The organism is Pedobacter immunditicola (assembly GCF_037482985.1).
Taxonomy (GTDB): domain Bacteria; phylum Bacteroidota; class Bacteroidia; order Sphingobacteriales; family Sphingobacteriaceae; genus Pedobacter; species Pedobacter immunditicola.
The window spans coordinates 149325-172004 of record NZ_JBBHKC010000004.1; the positions used below are offsets into that span (position 1 = coordinate 149325).

The window sequence follows — 22680 nt, forward strand, 5'->3', positions numbered from 1 at the left end:
ACTCATTCTTTAATATGGAGCTATCCACATCAAGGATAGCTCCATAGCTTTAAGCTTGTTGTAACGTCTCTGCGGACAACAAGGAGGCGGAAGCTTCATCAAGATAAAAACTGCAGTCGGGATGTTGCTGAAGAATACTTGCGGGATATAAGTTACTCACCGGTTGCTCCAGGCTATCCTTTACACCTTGCGCCTTTCTTTGGTCGGGTACGGAACATATAATCCGCGAAGATTTGCAGATTTGTTTAATCGACATACTGATCGCTTGTGCCGGCACCTCTTCAAGACCAGCAAACCATCCTTCTGACAATTGTTGATTTCTGCATTTTTCATCAAGTGTTACGGCAATGTACGGATCTTCAACTTCAAAATCTGCCGGCGGATCATTAAAAGCAAGGTGGCCATTTTCTCCAATACCTACTAAAGCAACGTCAATGGGGTGCTGCCTGATGATCTCATTTAATCGGGCACATTCTTCTTCAACAACAGCCTCACCATTGATCAGATAGACCGCATTTAGCGGAGGCACTTTATCAAGAAATCTTTCTTTAAGGTATTTCCTGAAACTCGCGGGGTGCGCCAAGGGCAGGCCAATATATTCGTCAAGGTGAAACATGTTTACTTTGCTCCAGTCAATCTCCTTGCTTTCCATAAGCTCCCGAATGGTTTCAAACTGGCTTGTTCCGGTTGCCAGAATGATATTGGCATATCCTTTTTCTTCAATAGCTTTCACGATCAGTTCAGCTGCAGCTTTACCTGCAGCAGCACCTAATTCAAAATGATCTTTTGTTCGGATAATTTTCATCGGCATGTAGTTTGTTATTTAACGGTATTTACGCTTGTGATGATGCTTTTCTGACACCCGTGGTGCCACCTTTCTTTAATTCTATATCTACTGGTTGATTACTTTTCCAGGAACCGGAAGTAAAATCCGGAACATCGATGGTTCCTGATCGGTTGGCTACAGACCACTCGCTCAAAGGACCGATTACACTCCAGGCCGCAGCGTCATAAACATCCATGTCCATGGGCAGGCCATTCCTCAAACAATCAATGAGCCGCCAATCCATCAGAAAGTCCATCCCGCCGTGTCCACCGATTTCCTTTGCCATTTCACCGAGCCTTTTGGTAATTTCAGGCGTGTATTGCACTTCCAATTTTTTAAATGCGGCATCATCAAGCCAGCCTTCATGACTTGTAGCGATTTTCGCAGGCAGCGGATATTTCTGTGCGGTGGCTTTAGTGCCACTCACCAGGTGTATCCGCGAATAGGGGCGTGGAGAAGTCACATCGTGCTGCAGCATAATCGTACGCCCTTTAACCGTTCGGATGGTCGTTGTATTCATGTTTCCACGAAAAGGCCTGTCTAGGTAAGGTTGATAGAAATTATCCGTTGCGGCCAACTTCTCGGCCATGGCCCCCATCATAAAATCATTGGAAGAAACCGACACAAGGTAATCCATACGGTCCCCCCGATTAATATTCATGACCTGGCAAACGGGCCCAAGCCCATGCGTTGGATATAAGTTTCCGTTCCGTTTTGAATTCTCTTTTAGCCGCCACAGATCATAGCGTTTTTCTTTAGCAAACATACTCTCCAGAATATCATGAATATAGGCACCTTCACAATGAACGATCTCTCCAAAAAAACCATTCCTGGCCATATTAAGGGTAAGCAATTCAAAGAAATCATAACAACAATTTTCCAGGATTACACAATGACGTTTCGTTTTCTCTGAAGTTTGCACTAATTTCCAGCAGTCTTCTACGGTGGTCGCTGCCGGAATTTCTACCGCCACATGTTTACCATGCTCCATCGCATACAAAGCCATGGGCGCATGCAACTCCCAATGGGTGGCAATATAAATCAAATCTATATCTTTGCGCTCACATAATAATTTCCAGCTATCCTGATTTTTAGTGTACATATCCGGCTGATGTCCGGGAGTTTTTATTCTTTTTTTTGCAAGCGCTGCTTGTTCCGGCCTCACATCACATAAACCATTGATCAGCACCCCTTCTAACCGGCTGATTCGCTCCACCGCAGCAGAGCCCCGGTTTCCAAGGCCTACAAATCCAATGCGGACGGTATCAATTTTGGGTGCCGCATAACCAGACATATTGAAATGCTGAATAGGAGATTTTCCTGCAATAATCTCCTGCTCCAGGACATTGCACACGGCGATGGCAGGTGCGCCAACAACACCCAGACCTAAAATACCGGTATGTTTTAAAAAGTTTCTACGGTTACTGTTCATCGGAATCTGATTTGCTTTCTATAAACTGGACAAATTCTACTTTTTTTGATTACTTGCTGATGCAATACTTATAGCAAATCACTCATAAACCAACCGTATTAACAAACATATACGGATAAAAATGTATCATATTTGTGATCCTGTATTTGAACTCAACTATTTACAACATTTTTAATGATGTTTACCTAAACAAGTATTTATGACGCTAAAATTCTACTTAAAACCCATGAAAAGATATTACCTGAGTCTGTTGCTGATCGGCGGACTCAGCATCGCCAGTTATGCGCAAAGCAACACCTACAAACTGCCTCCCAAAAGCATTGCTGACCTGGTGGATGCACCAAGCACTCCGACAGTCCGCTTCAATAAAAATGGCAATTTAATGCTGTTGTTGCAGGCACCGGGTTTCGCTTCTATTGAACAGGTAGCGCAACCTGTGATCGGAATTGCCGGCATTAAAGTAAACCCGGCGAACAACTCCACCGAGGGTGAAGCTTCGCCGCTCTTTTACAGCCTGACTTTGAAAGATGTAAAAAGTGGCAAAGAATTAAAACTCAGCGGCCTACCAGAAAACCCAAGGCTCACCAATATCACCTGGAGCCCTGAAGGAGATTATTTTGCCTTTACCAATAACACTTTTCAAAGTGTTGAATTGTGGTTGGCAGATGTCAAAAACCTGAATGCGAAGAAATTAACAGAAAGCGCGTTGAATGATGCTTTTGGCAAAACCCTGCAATGGCATCCGAACGGAAAACACCTCCTTGTGCAAACTGTACATGCAGAACGCGGCAATAAACCCGTTGAAAATATTGTTCCAACCGGACCAGTGATCCAGGAAAACCTGGGTGTGATTACACCATCCAGGACCTATCAGAATTTATTGCAGAATGCTTATGATGAGCAGGTGATGGAACATTTCCTGACTTCACAACTAGTGGAGGTTTCCATTGAAGGGCAAGAAAGGAAAATTGGTGCCCCTGCTATTTACCGTAGTGCCGCTTATTCTCCTGATGGCAGCTACCTGATGGTGCAGACGGTAGAAAAACCATATTCTTACCTGGTTCCCATCTACTATTTCCCTTATACAACCACCATTTTAGATGCAAAAGGTGTATTGGTAAAGCAATTATACAGCGCACCGCTTGCCGATAAATTACCTACAGGCTTTGATGCCGTGTTAACCGGTCCGCGGAGTTTTGAATGGCGGGCAGATGCCCCGGCAACCATCGTTTGGGCAGAGGCGCAGGACAAAGGCGATCCAAATATTCAATCTACCGTTCGTGATGCTGTTTTTACCTTGAAAGCACCCTTTACCAGTAGCGCTACAAAACTATTTTCGATGCCTTTGAGGTACCGCGATATCACCTGGGGCAATAAAGACTATGCCATCGTTACCGAAAACTGGAGAAAAGACCGCAGGTCGATCTTAACTTTAATCAACCCGGAAACAGGAAAAGTGGTGAAACAAATTGCAGACCGGTCATCTGAAGATACCTATACAGACCACGGAGATTTCGTTTACGGCAAAGGGAGAACCTTGCTTTTTGATAAAGGCACTCTACCTGTCGTATTTACCCAGGGTGCAGGCGCATCCCCACAGGGAGATCGTCCTTTTATCATGAAGTGGAATCTGCTGACCAACAAAAAAGATACGCTGTTTAAGTCGAAAGCCCCTTTTTACGAGGAGCCGGTTTTCTTTAACAATACCGGACTGGTTTATATTTCAAGGGAATCCACCGAAGCCGCACCGAATATATTTTCCGTTAACCTGAAAAGTAAAAAAGCACAGGCCCTGACTCATTTCGCTGATCCTTACCCGGGTATGAAAGGTGTACGGAAAACCTTGTTATCTTATCCAAGAAAAGACGGCATTAAATTATCGGCAACCTTATATGTGCCTATAGACTTCAACAAAGGAGATGCTCCGCTACCTGTATTGGTTTGGGCATACCCCAGAGAATTTAAAACCCTTGCCGCAGCAGGACAAGTGAAGGGATCTCCTTACCGTTTTACCCGCTTAGCTTTCCGTTCCCCTGTTTTCTGGGTAACCAGAGGATATGCTGTATTAGACCAGGCTGACATGCCTATTGTCGGCGAAGGAAAAGAAGAACCCAATGACACTTTCTTAAAGCAGATTGAAGATAATGCAACAGCTTTGATCGATCATGTAGTGGATATGGGTGTTGCCGACCGCAACAGGATTGCCGTTGGAGGCCATTCTTATGGTGCATTTATGACGGCGAATTTATTGGCGCATACCAAATTATTTGCTGCAGGGATAGCAAGGAGCGGAGCCTATAACAGAACTTTAACTCCTTTTGGGTTTCAGGCTGAGGCACGTACCTATTGGCAGGCGATGGATGTTTACCATAAAATGTCCCCTTTCAATTATGCTGATAAAATCAAAACGCCATTATTGATCACACATGGTATTGACGATGACAACTCAGGCACTTTTCCTATTCAAAGCGAAAGGCTGTACAGTGCCATCAAAGGCCATGGTGGAACGGTAAGACTGGTGATGTTGCCAAAAGAATTTCATGGCTACCGAAGCCGTGAATCGGTGATGCATACCTTTTACGAGCAGGACGCCTGGTTAGAGAAATATGTGAAAAACAAAAAATAAATCTAAAAGATGGAAAGACCTTGACCTTAAAACAGGCCCGGTCTTTCCATCATTAATACCTGGTCAATCCTGACCCCATCCATATCCACCACTTCAAAACGGTAGTTATTGTAGTCAACAACGGCCCCGGTAAAGGGCATCGCTTTCAGTTGATCGATGATAAAACCGGAGATGGTAGCGTAATTTTTAATGTTATCCTCTATAATTTCTGTCCCAAAATAATCGTTGATTTCAAAGATTAAGGTCCTGCCATTAAGGATATAACTGCCATCCTCTCTTCTAATGATATTTTGTTCTTCAGACTCCCCTTCGTCAGGCAGGTCGCCAACAATAGCCTCAATCAGGTCGTGCAGCGTGATCAAACCCCTTACACTGCCAAACTCATCTACCACAATGCCTAAATACTGCTTTCTGTCCTTGAATAAGCTCAGGATCTTAAATGCCGGGGTATTGATTAAGATATATATGGGCTTGGAAATGATCTGGTCGAGGTGGAAATCCGGCCGGTTAAAGTTTTCAAGAAGATCTTTGATGTAAATGATCCCTTTTGGATGATCAACTGAGCCATCGCCAACGAGGAACCGGGAATGCGACCGCTCCTTTATTTTATCGAAAATGGTCTTTTTATCCCAGTTATAGTCTATCCATTCAATCTCCGACCGATGGGTCATGAGTGATTTTGCCATCCGGTCTGTAAAAGAGAACAGGTTTTGCATGGCCTGGCTTTCCTCATTTTCCAAAACCCCCTGAATGCTGGCCGTTTTGAGCATAAACCGCAGCTCATCCTCACTCATTCTCTCCTCTTCATTCTCCTTTACGCCAAAGAGTTTAAGAATTAAGTTTGTGGATACCGATAGCAGTTTTACAAAAGGGTAGGTCACTAGGGTAAAAGCCCTGACAATAGGAACCGTGATTAAAGCAATGTCTTCAGCATTATTCATGGCAATGGTCTTGGGAACAAGTTCACCGACAACGATAGTGAAATAAGTAATACCCCCGATCACCAAAATCAAAGAGACCGTTTCTACTGAATCGCCAAGAAAAGCAAACTGGGAAAGCAGGCCAACCATGTCATCAGTGAGTGCCGCACCACCGTAAGCACCAGAAACAATACCAATGAGGGTGATCCCCACCTGTACGGAAGACAAAAAGTTTTCCGGTTTTTCTAAAAGGATAAGGATGGATTTTGCACTCTTATTACCTTCTGCGGCAAGCAATTCTATCCTGCTTTTTTTAACCGATACCAGGGCAATTTCTGATAAAGCAAAAAAACCATTTAATAAGGTAAGTATGAATATGATCAGAATTTCCAAAGGTCAATATTGTTGATTTATTCAAAGATAACAAAAGGCAAGGCCATTTGTTATCTTGGTTTATATCGTTACATTGGATACTGACGTCACTTCTTACAACAAGCTTCGCAAATACTTGATACTTGCTGTTACTTCAGGCACACTGTTACGCCAGTTGTATTCGTATTCGGCAGAGATCATGCCTTTGAAATTTTGTCTTTTAAGTTCGGCTGCCACCCCGCTGATATTAGACTGCCCTTGTCCCCAGATCAAGTCATGCGCTTTCTTATTGCCTTTTTCAGTAAGGTCTTTCATGTGCATCGCCATCACACGACCTTCCAGTTTCTTAAGGGATTCTACAGGATCTAAACCCGAGCGCACCCAATGACCAATATCTGCACAGGCGCCCATTCTTTTACTCTGTCCTTTAATGGTATTTAACACCACATCAGGGTTCCAATAAAAGGACGGATCCGGATGGTTATGGATAGCCACATTGATTTTAAACTTGTCGCATAATTTAGAAATATAGGCAATGAGTTTGGTATCTGGCTCAGCGGTGAAGGTTTCTATACCCATGTCTTTAGCAAATTCAAATACCTTTAGCCACTCCGCTTCAGTTTTGTAACTCACTACACCATAATTCACGATTTTAAGACCTTTGTCTTTCAACCAGGACTTAACGAGCTTCCTCTCGGCTGCAGACATGTTATAATCCATCTTTCCTTCAGCACCACCACCCAAAGATTGACCAGGAAAACTTTCAATAAACCTGGCGCCGCAGCTGTCGATTTTATCTATCGCTTCCTTAAAAGTGAATAGCCTGAAAGTATAGCTTTGAACACCGATCTTCCAGCCCAATTTACTCTCGGGAAGGTCTTTAACTGATTGTGCCTGAACAGCAAAGCCGCAAACCAGCATTAATAACACCGTAATTAATTTCTTCATATTTGGTTAGGTTTATTTTCATCAGTAATGAAGCTATCATCACCTTAGAATGGTTTCGTTAATATACAAAAACAATTGAAAACATCAAAAGCTTTTGATACCCTCATGAGAAATACGTTAGTGATACGTTATGGTGAATGCACCATGAATGCAAGGCAACCTGTCGATAAGGTCACACTAAAATCCGGGTCAGTTAGAATATGCCAATAAATGCTGTTCCGGCACTTGAAGTAATGGAAGCGCCTTTGGTATAAGCTGTAGGAGCAGTAGATTTATAATCGAACATATAGATGTTACCTGTGCCAGATTCTGGGGCAATAGCCATATAAAACTTACCATAACGGGTGATGCTGTACTGGTATTGTTGTAACCACAGGTTATCAGGTAAATCCATCACCACTGCCGACTTATTGTAAAGGTCAACACGGGCAACTTCCCACACCGGTTCGCTGGTTAATCCCTTATCGGAGTTAGCATAAGGCACATAACCCACGCCACCTTCTACATAAAACCAACCGTTGCTGATGGTATTCGAACCTACCAGGTCAGATAGATTGAAATCATAACTTTCGTCATAAGCTCCATTTCTGATTCTCAGGATATGTGTATCGTAAGTTTTATCAGACACAGTGATGATCTGGTAAATATCACCCTTTTCGTCAATGTGGCTTACCGGTGTTCTGTAACCTAAGGTTCCACCTTTGGCACCATTCACACTGGTTTTAATCACTTTTGGGTTTTCCAACGAAGGGTAATCAAGCACTAAAGTTGCCACATCCTTATATTTCATATCCACCCTTGCGGCAGTAGCGGGATCATATTTTTGTTTACCCATACCATAATACACTTTACCATTAGCCACAACCGGGGCATCCATTCTGAATACATAAATCCCCTCGGCAGCTTCAGCGGCATCAAAAGGAATTTCAAACTCCACAGATTTGGTGATTTCCAATCCGTCAAATTTTACGTTTGCAATCTTAGCCGTTGATGAATGCCTTACATATGCACCGGTACCATCCGCATTTTGCGTAATTATTTTTGTGGTTACATTATGCAGCAAACCATTTTCCTCGTTTACTTTCGTCCACCGTGGATTTTTAGTACCCATGGCCAATTCTACATTGGTCACATCAGTCTGCGCATAATTTTGTCCGCCATTATAGGCAAGTGTAGTCACCGTACCGCCGCCATAGTCCAGGTTATATATGGATTTGCCATCTTTAGAAGCATAAAAGCGGGCCGTTCTGGTGGAAGGCACAGCGAAGCCAAAACCATCGAAAGTAATTTTGCCACTGTTCAGGTTATTAAAACCCTGAACATAGGTCTGTGAGCTTCCTTCCGGATCAACAGCAAATGCCACGTGGAAAGGGATAGAATCTGTCAGCTCCGTGCCATCGGGGCCATCGCTGCTTTTAGTGCAACTTGCGGCAGTTACTGCCATTGCTGCTAATAAGGCAAATTTAAAGGTGCTGATCAAGTTATGTTTCATCATGATGCGATTAAATGTGAAGTGTTTATAATTGTTATTTTAAGATATAATTGATTTTTACGTAGAATGCCCTGCCGGCTTTTTGCAATGCCCAATTGTCGAATACCTGGGCGTTGGAAATATTCTTGGCATCGAAACTCAATACAAACCTGCGGCTGGGGAAAGTATGCGCTATACCGGCATCGTGCAGCTGTTGTGTCGGGATATCTGCCTTGTTGTTACCACCATAGGCTTCCCAATCGCGGTAAAAATGATGAACGTAGGCAAAGTTATAATAGACAGCGGTCCTGCTTTCCTTTTGAAGGACGTTCTTAAAGTCGTAGCGCACATTGCTGTTATGGGTAAAGTAAGGCTCGTTGCGCAGCCTGCTGCCGTAGTACATGTACGCTGCTCCATTTTGGTTGAATTGCGTGTTAAAACGGGCATTAAATACCGAAGCATTAAGGGTAACATGCAAATTGTGTTTGAATCCATATTTCAATTCGGCATCAAAACCTTTACTGGTTACACTTTCCAGGTTTTCGAAAGAATAAGTTTCCGACTGCTGACTAGGAACACCCTGTCTGATCATGTCCTTTACATCGCGCATAAAAACATTTACATTGGCACTTAGTTTATGCTGGTTGAAATGAAAGGGCCCAATGTTAAGCCCCAGATTGGTATTGAGGCTGTTTTCAGGTTTTAAGTTGTAGGCGGCATTCACATTTTCTGCGTTATTACCCAACAACTCACCACTGGAAGGAAGCCGGATGGCCTGTTCTGCAGAGGCTGTAAGCATCAGCGCAGGCAACAACTGGTATGATAAGGCTAGACCATAACCCTGATCGTTTAAATTCCGATCTATAATTAATTGCTCATAGCTGGGCGTTGTGCCGGGCCTTGTAGAAGTACTCACAGGGTCTTTAAGCCTTACATTCAGGTGGTAGTATTTGTAAAACAAGTTTGCTTTAAACTTTTCATCAAAGGCATCCAGCTCATAGGAGAAGCTGAGGATATTCTTGTTCAGGTAGCGTGTATCAGTGAGCTCCCTTTGAAAAGTGGCCAATAATGGATCATCCTGATCACGCGTATAATGATCATAAAGATAGGTAGCTGTCAATTTATGGTGATCATTGATGGCGTAAGCAAGGTTAGCCCTGGTCATGTATTTTTGCTCTTTATCTTCCTGCAAGGTTTTATTTCCTGCCTGTGCACCCGTTGAATGATAGAAATACTTGCCGTTGAAGTTGACTCTCTCGCCGTTCCAGTTATAAATATTGGCAACCGTATCCCTGAGGTTTCTTTTAAGATTCGAAAAGGAAGCAAATACCGAAAGGTCCAGGCCTTTTACAAACAGATTCTTTTTGCTATAAGTTAAATTAAACAAATTGGTGTTTTGCTGATACGAACGATCACCATACACCACTTCCATGGTGGCACCATGCTGTACTTGCTTCTCCATTTCAGAATAAACCACCCCGAACATCAGCTGATCGGCCCATTTCAGGTCCGTAAATCCGAAATCCAACTTTCCACTCATGGAAGTATAGGCATCATTGAAGCGTTCTGCAGTGACAGGGTTTGTTTTGCCGTTGACATCAGTGATATAAACTTTTGGCCCCCAAACCTTATAATTGTTATCGGTGTCGTTGTAAAAAGCTGAAGCCCTGGCCGTAAACTTAGATTTAACATCACGGTAGTTCCCCGTCATGTTCCATTGGTGGGTATTAAAAGAACCCATGGAATAAGAGGTGGTCAATGCGTTTTGCAGTGACTCTTTGAGGATAATATTGATTGCCCCACCTAGCGCATCATCAGCAAGATAGGCCGGAACAACACCTTTATAAACTTCAATGCGCTCGATCAGTGCCGCGGGAATACTGTTCAGCGAGAACGATTCCCCGTAATTAGCGATGGGTACACCATCAATTAATATCCGGATCGAGTTCCCAGACAATCCGTTGATATTATATTGAATTGCTGACCCCAGCCCACCGCTTTGTCGGATTCTCACACCCGCGCTCCGGTCTAACAATTCGTTGGTTTGTATAGACTGAAGATCCAGTCCTTTTGTTTCAATGACGTTGACAGCAAAACCTTTCTCCTCAATCTGGCGTTTTTCGGACTTGCCGATCACGAAGATTTCACTCAGCTCTCTTTTGTCTTTTTCCTTTACAGTGATGTTGAAAGCACGGTTGCTGCCATCAACCTTGATGTTTAATGTTTTAGTCGCATGAACTAGAGAACTGATTTCAAGCGTATAGTTTCCATAACTGATATTTTGCAACGCAAAGAAACCATTATCGTCGGTTGCTGCGCGATGGTTTAACCCTTTAACGGTAACCGTTGCGCCCCGAACAGGCTCAGCATTTAAATCCGTTACTCGTCCGGAAATCTGGCTGAGCTGTGCATAAGCCGCAGCATGCAGTAATAATGTTAATGTGAGTAATAACCAGTATCTCATTTGTATAGTTGTTTCCTTTTTATACCTTTACTTCTTTAGAACAAGTCTAAATAAATACAGCGCTGACAAAAGTAGCGGCTCCATACACTCGCAGATGATGACAAAGGAAATATTAATAGCAAAAAAAGAAAAAAGTGAACTTGTAAGGTTTAAGCAGGCATCACTGCTATGTTAATATCCAATTTGGAGCAGGTGAGCGTGACCAGAGATGCTGATACTTTATATCAGGTGGTCCGCATTAACGATGGACAAGGCCTGATAGAATTTTCATTCTCAGATGCCGTACAGGTCTTATTTTATGTAATTGAGGGAAGTTGTTTGTTAGCATCAGCCGTTACAGATCAATCTTTTAACCTTAAAAAGGGTGAATACAATTTGCTGGCCTTTCCCGCTGCATGTTATAAGATTAAAACAAAATCAACGTCGAATGCCCTTGTCGCCATTGTAATGAAAGCGGAATTCATTGAAAAATACCTTTCCCCCTTAAATCTAAAATGTGCTGACCCCGCTGAATTTGCTCCAGTATGCAGCTGCAACCTGCTGATTGATGTAAAGAGCAGTGGCGTATTACATGACATTGTAAACTGTGCCTTTGAGAACTACCTCAGGTCCTTATATTTAAAAGCCAAGGTGATTGAATTATTCAGTCTTTATGTGGTTCAGCGCAGTGTAAACGAAAAAGATGATGTTCATTCTTTAAAGGCAGCGGAAGTCGAAAAAATTGCTTTTGTTAAAAAGTATATTGACGAGCATCCCGAATCGCCGGTTAATCTCGATCAATTGGCAAAAATGGCGGGCACTAATGTTCAATATTTAAAAAAGCATTTCAAGCTTTTGAATGACACCACTGTATTAAGTTATATCATTTCAAAAAGAATGGCCTATGCAAAAAAGCTATTGGAAACCGGCGACTATAAAATCGCTGAGGTGGCTTACAAGAGCGGGTATAAACAGGCTTCCTATTTCTCGAGCGCTTTCAAGAAACATTTCGGCTATCTTCCACAGCGGATCAAGAGCCTGGCAGAAGAGAACGATAAAACTTAAAGCCAGCGTCTGACGCTGTTTTTATAAGACTCGTAGCTAGCTTCATGCTGTCTGGTTAAAAATTCCTCCTCCAATCTTACCTGTATCTGAATTACAAAGTAAGCCAGGAGCAGGATACAGAAAGTGAGCATATTGGGGATAATTAAAAATATGCCTAAAATGCAGCACATCATGCCCAAAAAGATGGGGTTCCGCGACAAAGAAAAAATCCCGGTGGTGACTAACTGCGTCTTATGCTCCGTATCAATGCCTATCCGCCAGGATTTTCCCATGCTCAATTGCGCATATACGATCCACACTAAAGAAATATGCAGCAGAATTAAACCGGTGACCGTCAGGGCCGGAAATGCTAAATACCATATGGGTATTAAATACTCATAGTTCCAGTCAAAGGCATACAGAAACACTGCAATAAACAAAAGGGCGATGATAACTTTCATGACCTTCCCGATATAGTTATGGGCATTATCCTCCTTACCAAATCGCATCGGATTGATGCCCGTCTGCTTGTAAACACGTACAGAACTCCAGATAAAGCTTAATCCGAAGATCAATAGGGTAATGATGGGTAAATAAATTCTCATGGTGATAAATATTATTTTTGCAAGCGGTACTTACTCATGCACCCGTTAATCTAGGTATTCTTTAGGTAATTACATTCATTCACAAATCATTTTTGGTTGAAATTCAAGGGCGGTATAGCTGCAGTGGTTGCAGGCATTTGCATATTTCAATTTTAAGTTCTAATTTTCAAGAGGTATGAATGATGTTCTCTCCATAAAAAACGGCAGCGTTAAGGCTTTTGAATTGGCGTATCACTTCTGGAGCGGCAAGATTTATACTTTCATTTTTAAGCAATGTTACTCCGCGGAAATTGCGGAAGAAGTTGTTCAGCTGGTTTTTATACGCTTGTGGGAGAAAAAAGACAAGCTTTCTGTAGAACATAGCCTGAGCACCCAGCTTTTTCGTATGTCGAAAACCATATTTATTGATGAGTTGAGGAAAACAGCCAACTCCCGCAAATATCAGGAACGCATACAGCACATTGAAAATTCTTTCACTGAAAACACCCTGGAGCACAAAGAAGCACTTGAAATTGTGTACCAGGCCATTGACCAGATGCCTCCGGTAAGAAAGCAAATTTTCATCATGAGCAGGATGGAGCACCTTTCACATCAGGAAATTGCGGCAAAACTCTCCATCTCCCCTAAAACGGTAGAAAATCATATAGCCCTGGCTTTAAAGTACCTGCGTAGTGTTAGTCCCCTGCTGATTATATTGCACTTCCTGTAAAAGGATAAATATATTTCTTCATCCCTTAGGGGTAAGCTCCATTTCAAACGTATGGTAAGCAATGGAGATAACGAAGGAACTGATCTTGAAGTTTTTTAAAAATAAATGTACAGCTGAAGAAGCCGTAGCCGTAGCTCATTATTTGAAACTTCAGCCTGAGCTGCTGGAAGATTTTCTTCCGGAACAAACATGGAATGAGTTAAAGGAAGAAGAAGAATCCTTGTTAGCTCAGGACAAAAAAGAAGCCCTATTGATGCAGGTAAAGCATAAACTTGGCCTCCCCATGGCTAAAACTCCTAGCCTATGGTGGATGAGTGCAGCAGCATCTTTACTGATCATATTTGGTTTAACCCTGTGGCTTTATCAAAAACCAGCAGCACTACAGTCACCGGTAAAAGATGTTGTGCATAACCTTGTCAAAATGAATTATGGGAAGGAAGAGCTTGTGCTGAAGATCAGTGATGGCTCTACCGTGCTGCTCAAACCAGGAAGTGAACTCCGTTACCCTGAAAAATTTAAAGGGAATGAGCGCAACTTTTACCTGAATGGGGCAGCAAGGTTCAAGGTAGCAAAAGATGTCAGTCGTCCTTTTAAGGTACATGCCGGGGAAACCATCACCACGGCTTTAGGAACAGACTTCACCATCATCAACCACAAAGATGATGACCATATCCTGATCAACCTGCACGAAGGACTTGTGGTAATTGGCCCTGGAGACATCAAAAAAGCAGGAGAAATGAAGCCCATTTACCTGAAGCCGGGTGAACAGCTGACGGTTAATAAAAATACCCTGACCAGTAGGTTAGCAAATACCAACATAGGAAATATCAAGAAGATCATCAAAGTGCAGCGAAGCACAACTTTTAGCGCAAGCACCATTTCCTTTAAAAACCAAAGCCTTGAAAACATTTTCAATTCATTGAATCAGGAACTTTCTACGAACATTCATTTCAAAGCCATTGACCTATCAGGCAGGTATTTCACCGGAAATTTTAAACGGGATAGCCTGGCTGCGGAAAAGATCTTAAAAGAAATTGCGCTATTAAATAACCTAACCATCGACAAAAATGACCAACACTATTACCTGAGCCTAAAAACCAACACCAAAGAAAACCAACCCACCATTTCAAATCAACCGTAAACAACTTAATGAAAACACTATGAAACAAACTTTACCCAAAATTTTAAAAAAGCGGATGCAGGGTCTGTGGCTTACCGGCCTGCTCCTCATGCTCCTAACGGGTGCAGCACATGCCCAAAACGGGGCCTCAGTTACAGGAGTGGTGAAAGATGCTACCGGCGGAGGCCTTCCTGGCGTATCAGTAAAAATCGAAAACAAAGGCAAAAATTACAGCAGTACCATTGCCACGAATAACCAGGGTATGTTTGCTGCAACGGGTATTCCTCCTGGTGGAGGATACACTTTTACGTTTACTTCCATTGGCTATAAGACAAAGGTATTGGAAGGTTATACGATCAACCTGTTGGATAAACTGTCGATTGCAGTAGACCTGGAAGAGGATGCCACAAGGCTGGATGATGTGGTGATTACTGCACTCGGAATCAAACGAAATAAAAAAGCAATTGGCTATAGTATCGCTGAACTGAAAGGCAATGAACTGACCCAGGGGGCCGAGGTAAATGTGGCCAATTCCCTTTCTGGAAAAGTTTCTGGCGTACAGGTAAGCCGTGCATCCTCAGGATCCGGCGGTTCCTCCAAAGTTGTCATCAGGGGCAATAACTCCTTAATCGGTAATAGTCAGCCGCTATATGTGGTGGATGGTGTACCGATCGACAATCAGAACATTGGTGCAGCAAGCAGTACCGGAGGAACGGATTATGGCGATGGAGTTTCCAACCTCAATCCGGATGATATAGAAACCATGTCTGTACTTAAAGGCCCCAATGCGGCCGCATTATATGGACAGCGTGGAAGCAATGGCGTCATCCTGATTACCACTAAAGCTGGTAAGGCAGGTAAAGGGATGAATATCCAGTTCAATTCAGACTTTTCCATAGGCAATGCACTGGTAGCTCCAGATTTTCAGAATATCTACGGACAAGGCTTAAATGGCGATTTCACCCATTTTAGAAAGTCGGATGGTACCCTAGTGACCATGCAACAAGCGATAGCTGGAGGTTTCACCGGAACGCCAAAATTGGGCGGGGGCCGCGACCGTTTAACCAGATCAAGCTGGGGGCCAAAAATGGAAGGCCAGGCTTACGAAGACCCATGGGGAAATATGCTTTCTTTCAGCCCGCAATCAGATACCTATACTGGTTTTTTTGAACCGGAAAAACAATTTATCAATAACCTGAGTGTAGAGGGAGGCAATGAGAAAGTTAACTACCGCCTTTCTTATGCCAATACTTATGTGGATGGTTATGTGCCCAGCAATACGATAAAGAAAAACAACTTTAACCTGCGGACGCAAGCATCCATCACCGATAAGTTCAAAGTGGACGCTAAGTTAAACTACATTATCCAGGACGCCGTCAACAGGCCTACTTTGTCGGACGCCTCTGATAACCCGGCATATTTGCTGATCAGTCAGCCAAGAAGCATACCCATGGATATATTAGGACAGTATAAATGGACCGCCGAAGATGTGTCAAAGCAGCTGGGTTATTCTAATCCTGTACCCGGACTGGAGAAAACTTATGCCACCAACAGTTCTACGGCCAACCCTTTCTGGACCATTAATGAAACCAATAATACAGACCGCAGGGACCGCGTCATCGGATTCCTGAGATTGTCTTATGATATTGAACCCTGGTTAAAGTTAAGCACTACGGGAGGAACTGATTTTTATACGGATCAACGATTAAGGTACCGCTCAATAAACACGTATCAAAGTTTAAACCGTAAAGGCGACATGAGTGAAAACGTGATTAGGGTGCGTGAGGACAATTTTGATGCCTTACTGAACAGTAATTTTAAGCTGAATAATGATTTCAGCGTTACTTTGAACCTTGGTGCCAGTCACCTGAGCCGTTATTTACGCCAGACTGGAAACACCGGTAACCAGTTTGTGGTACCTAACCTTTATGCCATTAACAATACGCTTACCAATTCCTACGTGTTTAACCTGGTGGAATCGAAAATCAATTCGGTTTATAGTTCCGGACAAGTGGGTTACAAAGACTATTTGTACCTGGATTTATCCGCAAGAAACGACTGGTCTTCGACACTTAACAGCGACAATAACTCTTTCTTTTATCCTTCTGCCAGTGCCAGCTTTATTGCTTCAGACGCCTTTGGTTTTGCAGGCAATACGGTTCGTTACCTTAAATTTAGGGGTTCATGGGCACAAGCAGGGAGTTCCGGCAACCCTTACCAGCTAACAGGAACTTACAGCCTTGACCAATTTTCGCATGGTGGTGTGCCACTGGCCTCTTTTACTTCGGTTATCCCTGATAACAACCTCAAGAATGAGCTGACTACTTCCATTGAGTTCGGTTCTGACCTGGAGCTGTGGGGAGGGCGATTAGGTTTAAGCTTCACGCTTTACCAGGCCTCCACGGAAGATCAAATCCTGGATGTGCCCATTGCACCGTCAAGCTTGTTCAATGTGATGCGGATCAACGCCGGAGAAATCAGAAACCGTGGAATTGAGTTTTCCTTAAATGCAACGCCTATAAAAACCGCTTCTGGCTTTACCTGGAAAACGACTTTCAACTTCAATAAAAATGAAAACAAGGTATTGTCGTTAGCGCCGGGTGTAGAAACCTTCTTAATGGGATCTGACCGCGGAATCAATGTGGTAGCACAGGTTGGACGCCCTTTCGGCGAGCTGATTGGAACACAATTTGCCTGGTTGAAAGATGAAAATGGCAATCGCCTGATTGACCCTGTTACCGGTCTTCCGTTGCGCAGTACCGGAAGGGTTGTGGAAAGAATAGGTAATGCACAACCGACCTGGTTGGGTGGCTTTTTCAACACTTTCACTTATAAAGGTCTAAGCTTACATGCCCTGGTCGACATCAGGCAAGGCGGAATGATCTTCTCGCAAAGCAACAGAGAGCAAATTATTTATGGAACGACCAATAAAACGGTAGAAGGCAGGGATGGCAGTTATGTGGCTTCAGGGATAGTCGGCAAGAAAAATGCAGATGGCAGCTGGTCTGGGACCGGCGTAGAAAACACCATAGCTGTGAAAGCACAGGACTACTGGAACATGGTAGCCAGCGATAAGGAGGTGATGGTTTCTGAAGAAATGCTGAATGATGGAAGTTATATTGCCATGCGTGAGTTGAGTCTTCGTTACCAGCTGCCGACAAAGTACCTTCCTACCTCAAAAATAAAAAATGTAGCCCTTGGCCTTTATGGCAGGAACCTATTCTATTTCCAACGCAAAACAGATGGATTTTCACCGGAAGCATCGGCATTTAATACCGCCAACTCTTCTATCGGTATAGAATCTACTTCTTTACCGATGCTGAGAAATATAGGATTTAATTTAAGTATAGGCTTTTAACGGAATAACAACTTGCTGATGAAATATATTAATAAGATAGTACTATACAGTTTTACTGTTGTTTTAGGACTAAGTTCCTGTACTAAAGATTTTGAAAAACTAAATACACCCCCTACTTCTGTAGTTACCATAGATCCGGCACTGGTATTTTCGAGGGTTTTGAAAGACGGAACCTTTGCTGAAGGTGGCGAATTGCCAAATAATAAATTCGGGTCATGGATCCAACATTGGGCAGGTGGCCCAGTCGTACCTGTTTCCAGGTACCTGGAGTCTGCTGAAGATGTCATCTGGGAACAACATTATTCATTGATCAGAGATTTAACCCAAATTACTTTAGAGCTAAAAGGCAAGGAAGGCGATCCATCTGGCCGCTCAAAACTGGCCATTGCCAAGATTTATGAGATCAGCATCTGGCAACGTCTGACCGATCTTTTTGGAGATATTCCTTATTCCCAGATCACAAAAAATCCTGTTGAAGTTCAGGTCATAGCCCCTTTTGACACTCAGGAGGCTATTTATGCTGCGCTTATCTCAGATTTGAACAACGCTTTGGCTCAATTAACTGATAATGATGAAAGTTATGGTACCGCAGATTTCTTCTATAAAGGAAGTATTCCGCAATGGCGCAAATTTGGCAATTCCTTGAAACTGCGTTTAGGCATGCGCCTTCGTTATGCAAACCCTGCGCTGGCCAAGGCGACCGTAGAGGCTGCAATGGCAAACCCCGCTTTACTTTTCACAGCAAATACAGATAATGCAGCGGTGCCTACGTTTAACAATGCACAACCTATAAATACAAACCCTACACTTAGGCAATTCCAGACTGGAAGTTCGGATTTAAGGTATCTTGCAGCGCCATTGATTGATAAATTAAAAGAATACAATGACCCGCGACTGCCACTTTTAGCCCAGCCCACCGTGAACAGTGTTAAAGCAGGGGCACCCAATCATGTAGGTTTAGGGGCTGCCTTAACGGATGCCCAGTTATCACAGGTGATCAGGGATAATTACTCCACTCCATCTTTAAACACCTGGTTCAGTGCAGCCTTTGCACCAATTCCTGTATATGCATTGACCTATGCTGAGGTCAGCTTTTTCAAAGCTGAAGCGGCCTTACTGGGTTGGGGTTTAACAAACGCAGCTGCGGAAGGTTTCTTTAAAGCTGGCGTAGCCGCAGCGTTACAGCTACCACCTTATGCCATCAATACGGTGCCTCCGGCATACAACACCTCCGTACTATCATTTACAGGGTTAACAGATGACCAGAAACTGGAAAAAATCATGACACAGAAGTGGATCCACTTGTTTGGAAGAAACTATGAAGCTTTTGCAGAATGGCGCAGAAACGGTTATCCGGTATTAACGCCTGGCAGCAACCCAGGTTCTACAGGAGGCAAAATTCCGCGCAGGGCCATCTATTCAACCAGGGAGGCGCAGCTTAACAATGCCAATTACAAGGAAGCAGTTGGCAGACTGAGTAATGGCGACTCCTTTCTTTCGAAGGTATGGTGGGATAAAAAGTAAAATAGTTAATGTAATTTGAAAACAGCAAATTTGTCCCTGTAAAATCAATTCATATGAAAGCAGTAAAATTATTTTCAATGCTATGTTTGTTCATGGCTTTTTCAACGCTGGTTCAAGCGCAAAGCAAGAAACAAGATCTGATTAAAGACTGGGAAAGAGCAAAAGCATACACTAAAGAATACTTAGATGCCATGCCAGAAACGGGCTATGCTTTGAAACCAACGCCGGAGATGCGCTCATTTGCGGGACAACTGCTCCACCTTTCGGATGGAAATTATGGCTTCATCGCTGCCGCTTTTGGTGTAAAAAGTCCGGTTGCCCCGGGTGAGCTTGAAAAAGCAACAGATCAGTCTAAAGCTGCTGTGACTAAAGCCGTTCTTGACAGCTATGACTTTGTGATCAGCAACATTCAGAAAGCTACCCCTGAACAATATAAGGGAAATATCAAACTTTTTGGGCGGTTCGAATTAACCAAAGAAGATGCGGTAAACAAAAGCTTCGAACACCAGACACACCACAGGGGTCAAACCACCGTTTACCTTCGTTTGGCTGGCGTAAAACCTCCTGCTGAAAAACTATTTTAAGTTATTTAAAGGTACAATCATTTACCGCCGCTATTGCCCTCATGAATTTAGCAATGCGGTTTCAACACTTCAATCCCTGGGAATCAATATTTCCAGGGATTTTTTTTCGGAATCAAAAAACAGCTGCGCTTAAGATGCCTGAGAAGCTTGTTAAGCAAGGTTTTATTTTGATTCATTTGGATGAAGGTCATGTTGCCGAGGCATAAATTTGCGAGAAACTTTATAATTCAGTAACCTTGCGACCTTAATAAAGGCAAGAAATCAAGCTAGCCTGATATAAACAGCACCAATGGAGACCACAAATCTGAGCACCGAACTATTACAACCCAAGCAAGAACTTTTAAAAAGTAAACAGCATTTTGAAATCCTGGATGGATTAAGAGGAGTAGCAGCGCTGGCCATCGTGGTTTTTCATTTTATGGAAATGGCTATTCCTGTCAACAAGAATTTTATTGCACATGGCTTCCTGGCAGTAGATTTTTTCTTCTGTTTATCAGGTTTTGTCATTGGTTACGCTTATGATGACCGCATTAAAAAAATGGGCGTTATGGAGTTTTTTAAATCCAGGCTCATCAGGCTCCAGCCCCTGGTGATCTTAGGTACGCTATTAGGCTTGTTGGCTTTTCTCTTTGACCCCTTTAGTGGTCAGGCAGAAACCTATAGTGCCGGAAAAATCTTTTTAATATTTTTGAGTTCCATCCTGCTGATCCCCTTTCCGGTCATGGAAGAGCGGGCATTTAATAATTTCGGTTTAAACGCGCCTGCCTGGTCCTTGTATTGGGAATACGTGGCAAATATTGTTTATGCTTTTGGTCTTTACAAAATTGGCAAGTACCTTTTGGTTTCTTTAACGATTATATCAGCCGTACTGCTTTGTTATATTGGTTATCGTGCAGGCGGAACCACGGGCGGCTGGGCTGGTGAAAACTTCTGGGAGGGCGGTGTTCGTATATTATACTCGTTTTTAGCGGGCCTGCTGATTTATCGAGCTAATTTAATCATTAAATCAAAATTGGGTTTTGCTGGTCTGTCCGTATTGCTGGTCATTGCCTTTTTGGTTCCATATAATGAGTCGAGCTGGGTGACTCAATTGTTGACCGTGCTCTTTTACTTTCCTTTATTGGTAGCCTTGGGCGCCGGAGCCAGGGTATCACAAGGATTGAAGAAGCTTTGTGAATTTTCCGGCAGGATATCTTATCCCCTTTACATGACACACTACATGGCCATCTGGGTGTTTTACAACTATTACAACACTTATAAGCCAGAAACTCCCCTGCTTACTTTGATCATCATCATCGGGACATTGTTATTGTTAGGTTTTGCTTACCTGGTGATGGTGTTTTATGATGAGCCGATCAGGAAGTATTTGAATGACAAAAGGAAGAAGGGATAGCAAAGCTATAATGCCCAGCCACAAATGCAGCCAGGCAGAAAAGGCCCTCATTTATTTTAACCTGGCAATACCACCGATAAAACTTCCTTCTACTTCTGCACCTTTTATTGTGGTTGCAGTTGCAATATCTGTCTGGTAAATATGAGTTACACCGTTAACAGTAATAGCAGAATATACCTTTCCTTCATCTAATAAAGCAGCAAAGCTTCTTCCGCCATCACCTTTATAAATTGGAGAGTTAGCAACCGGCTTAATGGTTTTCGCATTTAAATCAACAATCGCTAACCTTAAATTATTATCCGCCCACCTATCCGCAATAGTTGGAGGCACCGTACTGACTGCAGCAAACAATTTTCCATTACCAATATAGATGGCATGCGCAATTTTACCGCCATTGGTAGCTGTATCCGTACCGAAATAATAATCTTTATCAAACTCTGTTGTACCCGCTTTAATTTTTAGTACTGCCGCTGGTTTGGTGGATTGGCTATAACCGTTTGCATAACTGGTGGTAGAAACGGTATAAAGATCACCGGCTTCCGTTTTAAACAATCCAGATCTTGTATTAAAAGCACCTGCAGGGCCTGTACGGGTATCTGTAATCACTTTCTCTAATTTAAAGCCTGGATAACTGTAAATGGCTACATACACTGCATCTGTGTTTTTTGTTGCATAAGTTGTATAATCAGCGGGGTAAAATGTATGAAAGATTTGTGGACCCCTGACCTGCAGGCCAGAGTGGAAAAGCCAATCCTGGTTACTTGGATAAATGTCATTCATGGGTACATCGCCTCTGCCACTGATCGTATTCGCTGCAATGTCTACAGTATAAAACTTCGCATTTAAGCCTTCTGCAGGGCTCACCGGTATTGATATCCCGAGCATGGTTTTTCCTGTACCATCTACATCAATGAAGTCGTTATTAGCCAATTCAAAGGTAAGGCCAGTTTTAGTCGCTAATTTGCCTGCATCAAGTGTGATAGCGTTCACATCTGTAACCCCTAACCCACCAATGCTGTAAAAAGTGTTACCACCAAAACCATAGTCGCGATATCCCTCCTGGAGGATTCCGTTATTGGTTAAGGTAATTTTTCCTTGCATCAGGTCGCTTGTCTGCACCACATAGTTGGTGGTTGCGGTGGCCGTAGTTACACCTACACCCAAGATATAAACTTTTGATCCATCGGGTACTACAGGTGTAGTGTCGTTATTGTCATCTTTGCTACAAGAGACAGCCACGGTGGCCAGTGCGGCGAAAAGCGTGGCTTTGATTAGTCCTTTTATTGAATACATTTTTTCTGATTT

At 43.0% G+C, this 22680-nt stretch carries 16 protein-coding genes; 8 read left to right on the plus strand and 8 right to left on the minus strand.

Annotated elements, in window-relative coordinates; all coding sequences use genetic code 11:
• Window positions 1–49: 49 nt before the first annotated feature.
• Both WG905_RS08125 and WG905_RS08130 read right to left on the minus strand, forming a co-directional pair.
• Window positions 50–805 carry a glucosamine-6-phosphate deaminase gene (locus WG905_RS08125; protein WP_339591218.1) on the minus strand — a complete coding sequence of 252 codons (756 nt, stop codon included), beginning with the start codon at window positions 803–805 and terminating at the stop codon, window positions 50–52.
• 28 nt (window positions 806–833) lie between these two features.
• Entirely contained in the window at window positions 834–2258 is a 1425-nt protein-coding gene (locus WG905_RS08130; protein ID WP_339591219.1) for a Gfo/Idh/MocA family protein, read from the minus strand.
• Between the two features lie 199 nt (window positions 2259–2457).
• Between WG905_RS08130 and WG905_RS08135 the strand changes: the two genes are divergently transcribed.
• Window positions 2458–4884 (plus strand): alpha/beta hydrolase family protein, encoded by a 2427-nt coding sequence (locus WG905_RS08135; RefSeq protein WP_339591220.1) that lies wholly within the window; start codon window positions 2458–2460, stop codon window positions 4882–4884.
• Between the two features lie 26 nt (window positions 4885–4910).
• Here the strand turns inward: WG905_RS08135 and WG905_RS08140 are convergent, their stop codons facing one another.
• From WG905_RS08140 to WG905_RS08155, 4 genes are all read right to left on the minus strand, one after another.
• Entirely contained in the window at window positions 4911–6197 is a 1287-nt protein-coding gene (locus WG905_RS08140) for a hemolysin family protein (protein WP_339591221.1), read from the minus strand.
• A gap of 93 nt (window positions 6198–6290) precedes the next feature.
• Window positions 6291–7124, minus strand: a complete 834-nt coding sequence (locus tag WG905_RS08145; protein WP_339591222.1) for a sugar phosphate isomerase/epimerase family protein — start codon at window positions 7122–7124, stop codon at window positions 6291–6293.
• Between the two features lie 193 nt (window positions 7125–7317).
• Window positions 7318–8619, minus strand: a complete 1302-nt coding sequence (locus tag WG905_RS08150) for a DUF4374 domain-containing protein (protein ID WP_339591223.1) — start codon at window positions 8617–8619, stop codon at window positions 7318–7320.
• Between the two features lie 31 nt (window positions 8620–8650).
• On the minus strand, window positions 8651–11059 hold the full coding sequence (locus tag WG905_RS08155; protein ID WP_339591224.1) for a TonB-dependent receptor: 2409 nt from the start codon (window positions 11057–11059) through the stop codon (window positions 8651–8653).
• A gap of 168 nt (window positions 11060–11227) precedes the next feature.
• On the opposite strand from WG905_RS08155, the gene WG905_RS08160 reads away from it, so the two are divergent.
• Window positions 11228–12103, plus strand: a complete 876-nt coding sequence (locus WG905_RS08160) for a helix-turn-helix transcriptional regulator (RefSeq protein ID WP_339591225.1) — start codon at window positions 11228–11230, stop codon at window positions 12101–12103.
• Here the strand turns inward: WG905_RS08160 and WG905_RS08165 are convergent.
• A complete protein-coding gene (locus WG905_RS08165) occupies window positions 12100–12687 on the minus strand; it encodes a methyltransferase family protein (protein WP_339591226.1) in 588 nt (195 codons plus the stop codon). The genes WG905_RS08160 and WG905_RS08165 overlap by 4 nt on opposite strands.
• Window positions 12688–12862: 175 nt before the next feature.
• Between WG905_RS08165 and WG905_RS08170 the strand changes: the two genes are divergently transcribed.
• The 6 genes from WG905_RS08170 to WG905_RS08195 all read left to right on the plus strand — a co-directional run bounded on the left by WG905_RS08170 (window position 12863) and on the right by WG905_RS08195 (window position 21375).
• Window positions 12863–13396, plus strand: coding sequence for an RNA polymerase sigma-70 factor (locus WG905_RS08170; protein WP_339591227.1), 534 nt, complete (start codon window positions 12863–12865; stop codon window positions 13394–13396).
• A 61-nt stretch (window positions 13397–13457) separates the two neighbouring features.
• Window positions 13458–14537 (plus strand): FecR family protein, encoded by a 1080-nt coding sequence (locus tag WG905_RS08175; RefSeq protein ID WP_339591228.1) that lies wholly within the window; start codon window positions 13458–13460, stop codon window positions 14535–14537.
• Between the two features lie 19 nt (window positions 14538–14556).
• On the plus strand, window positions 14557–17874 hold the full coding sequence (locus tag WG905_RS08180; RefSeq protein ID WP_339591229.1) for a SusC/RagA family TonB-linked outer membrane protein: 3318 nt from the start codon (window positions 14557–14559) through the stop codon (window positions 17872–17874).
• Window positions 17875–17892: 18 nt separating this feature from the next.
• Entirely contained in the window at window positions 17893–19398 is a 1506-nt protein-coding gene (locus tag WG905_RS08185; protein WP_339591230.1) for a SusD/RagB family nutrient-binding outer membrane lipoprotein, read from the plus strand.
• Window positions 19399–19451: 53 nt separating this feature from the next.
• Entirely contained in the window at window positions 19452–19982 is a 531-nt protein-coding gene (locus tag WG905_RS08190) for a DinB family protein (RefSeq protein WP_339591231.1), read from the plus strand.
• Between the two features lie 289 nt (window positions 19983–20271).
• A complete protein-coding gene (locus tag WG905_RS08195) occupies window positions 20272–21375 on the plus strand; it encodes an acyltransferase family protein (protein WP_339591232.1) in 1104 nt (367 codons plus the stop codon).
• A gap of 51 nt (window positions 21376–21426) precedes the next feature.
• On the opposite strand, the gene WG905_RS08200 is transcribed toward WG905_RS08195, so the two are convergent.
• Complete coding sequence (locus tag WG905_RS08200; RefSeq protein WP_339591233.1) at window positions 21427–22668, minus strand: DUF4374 domain-containing protein; 1242 nt, start codon at window positions 22666–22668, stop codon at window positions 21427–21429.
• Window positions 22669–22680 lie beyond the last annotated feature (12 nt).

Bases quoted from the DNA above. Each gene is read 5' to 3' on its own strand.
- WG905_RS08185 (WP_339591230.1), top strand. From the start codon at position 17,893: ATGAAATATATTAATAAGATAGTACTATACAGTTTTACTGTTGTTTTA.
- WG905_RS08180 (WP_339591229.1), top strand. From the start codon at position 14,557: ATGAAACAAACTTTACCCAAAATTTTAAAAAAGCGGATGCAGGGTCTG.
- WG905_RS08200 (WP_339591233.1), bottom strand. From the start codon at position 22,668: ATGTATTCAATAAAAGGACTAATCAAAGCCACGCTTTTCGCCGCACTG.
- WG905_RS08170 (WP_339591227.1), top strand. From the start codon at position 12,863: ATGAATGATGTTCTCTCCATAAAAAACGGCAGCGTTAAGGCTTTTGAA.
- WG905_RS08125 (WP_339591218.1), bottom strand. From the start codon at position 805: ATGAAAATTATCCGAACAAAAGATCATTTTGAATTAGGTGCTGCTGCA.
- WG905_RS08150 (WP_339591223.1), bottom strand. From the start codon at position 8,619: ATGATGAAACATAACTTGATCAGCACCTTTAAATTTGCCTTATTAGCA.
- WG905_RS08155 (WP_339591224.1), bottom strand. From the start codon at position 11,059: ATGAGATACTGGTTATTACTCACATTAACATTATTACTGCATGCTGCG.
- WG905_RS08190 (WP_339591231.1), top strand. From the start codon at position 19,452: ATGAAAGCAGTAAAATTATTTTCAATGCTATGTTTGTTCATGGCTTTT.
- WG905_RS08175 (WP_339591228.1), top strand. From the start codon at position 13,458: ATGGAGATAACGAAGGAACTGATCTTGAAGTTTTTTAAAAATAAATGT.
- WG905_RS08130 (WP_339591219.1), bottom strand. From the start codon at position 2,258: ATGAACAGTAACCGTAGAAACTTTTTAAAACATACCGGTATTTTAGGT.
- WG905_RS08165 (WP_339591226.1), bottom strand. From the start codon at position 12,687: ATGAGAATTTATTTACCCATCATTACCCTATTGATCTTCGGATTAAGC.
- WG905_RS08135 (WP_339591220.1), top strand. From the start codon at position 2,458: ATGACGCTAAAATTCTACTTAAAACCCATGAAAAGATATTACCTGAGT.
- WG905_RS08195 (WP_339591232.1), top strand. From the start codon at position 20,272: ATGGAGACCACAAATCTGAGCACCGAACTATTACAACCCAAGCAAGAA.
- WG905_RS08145 (WP_339591222.1), bottom strand. From the start codon at position 7,124: ATGAAGAAATTAATTACGGTGTTATTAATGCTGGTTTGCGGCTTTGCT.
- WG905_RS08160 (WP_339591225.1), top strand. From the start codon at position 11,228: ATGTTAATATCCAATTTGGAGCAGGTGAGCGTGACCAGAGATGCTGAT.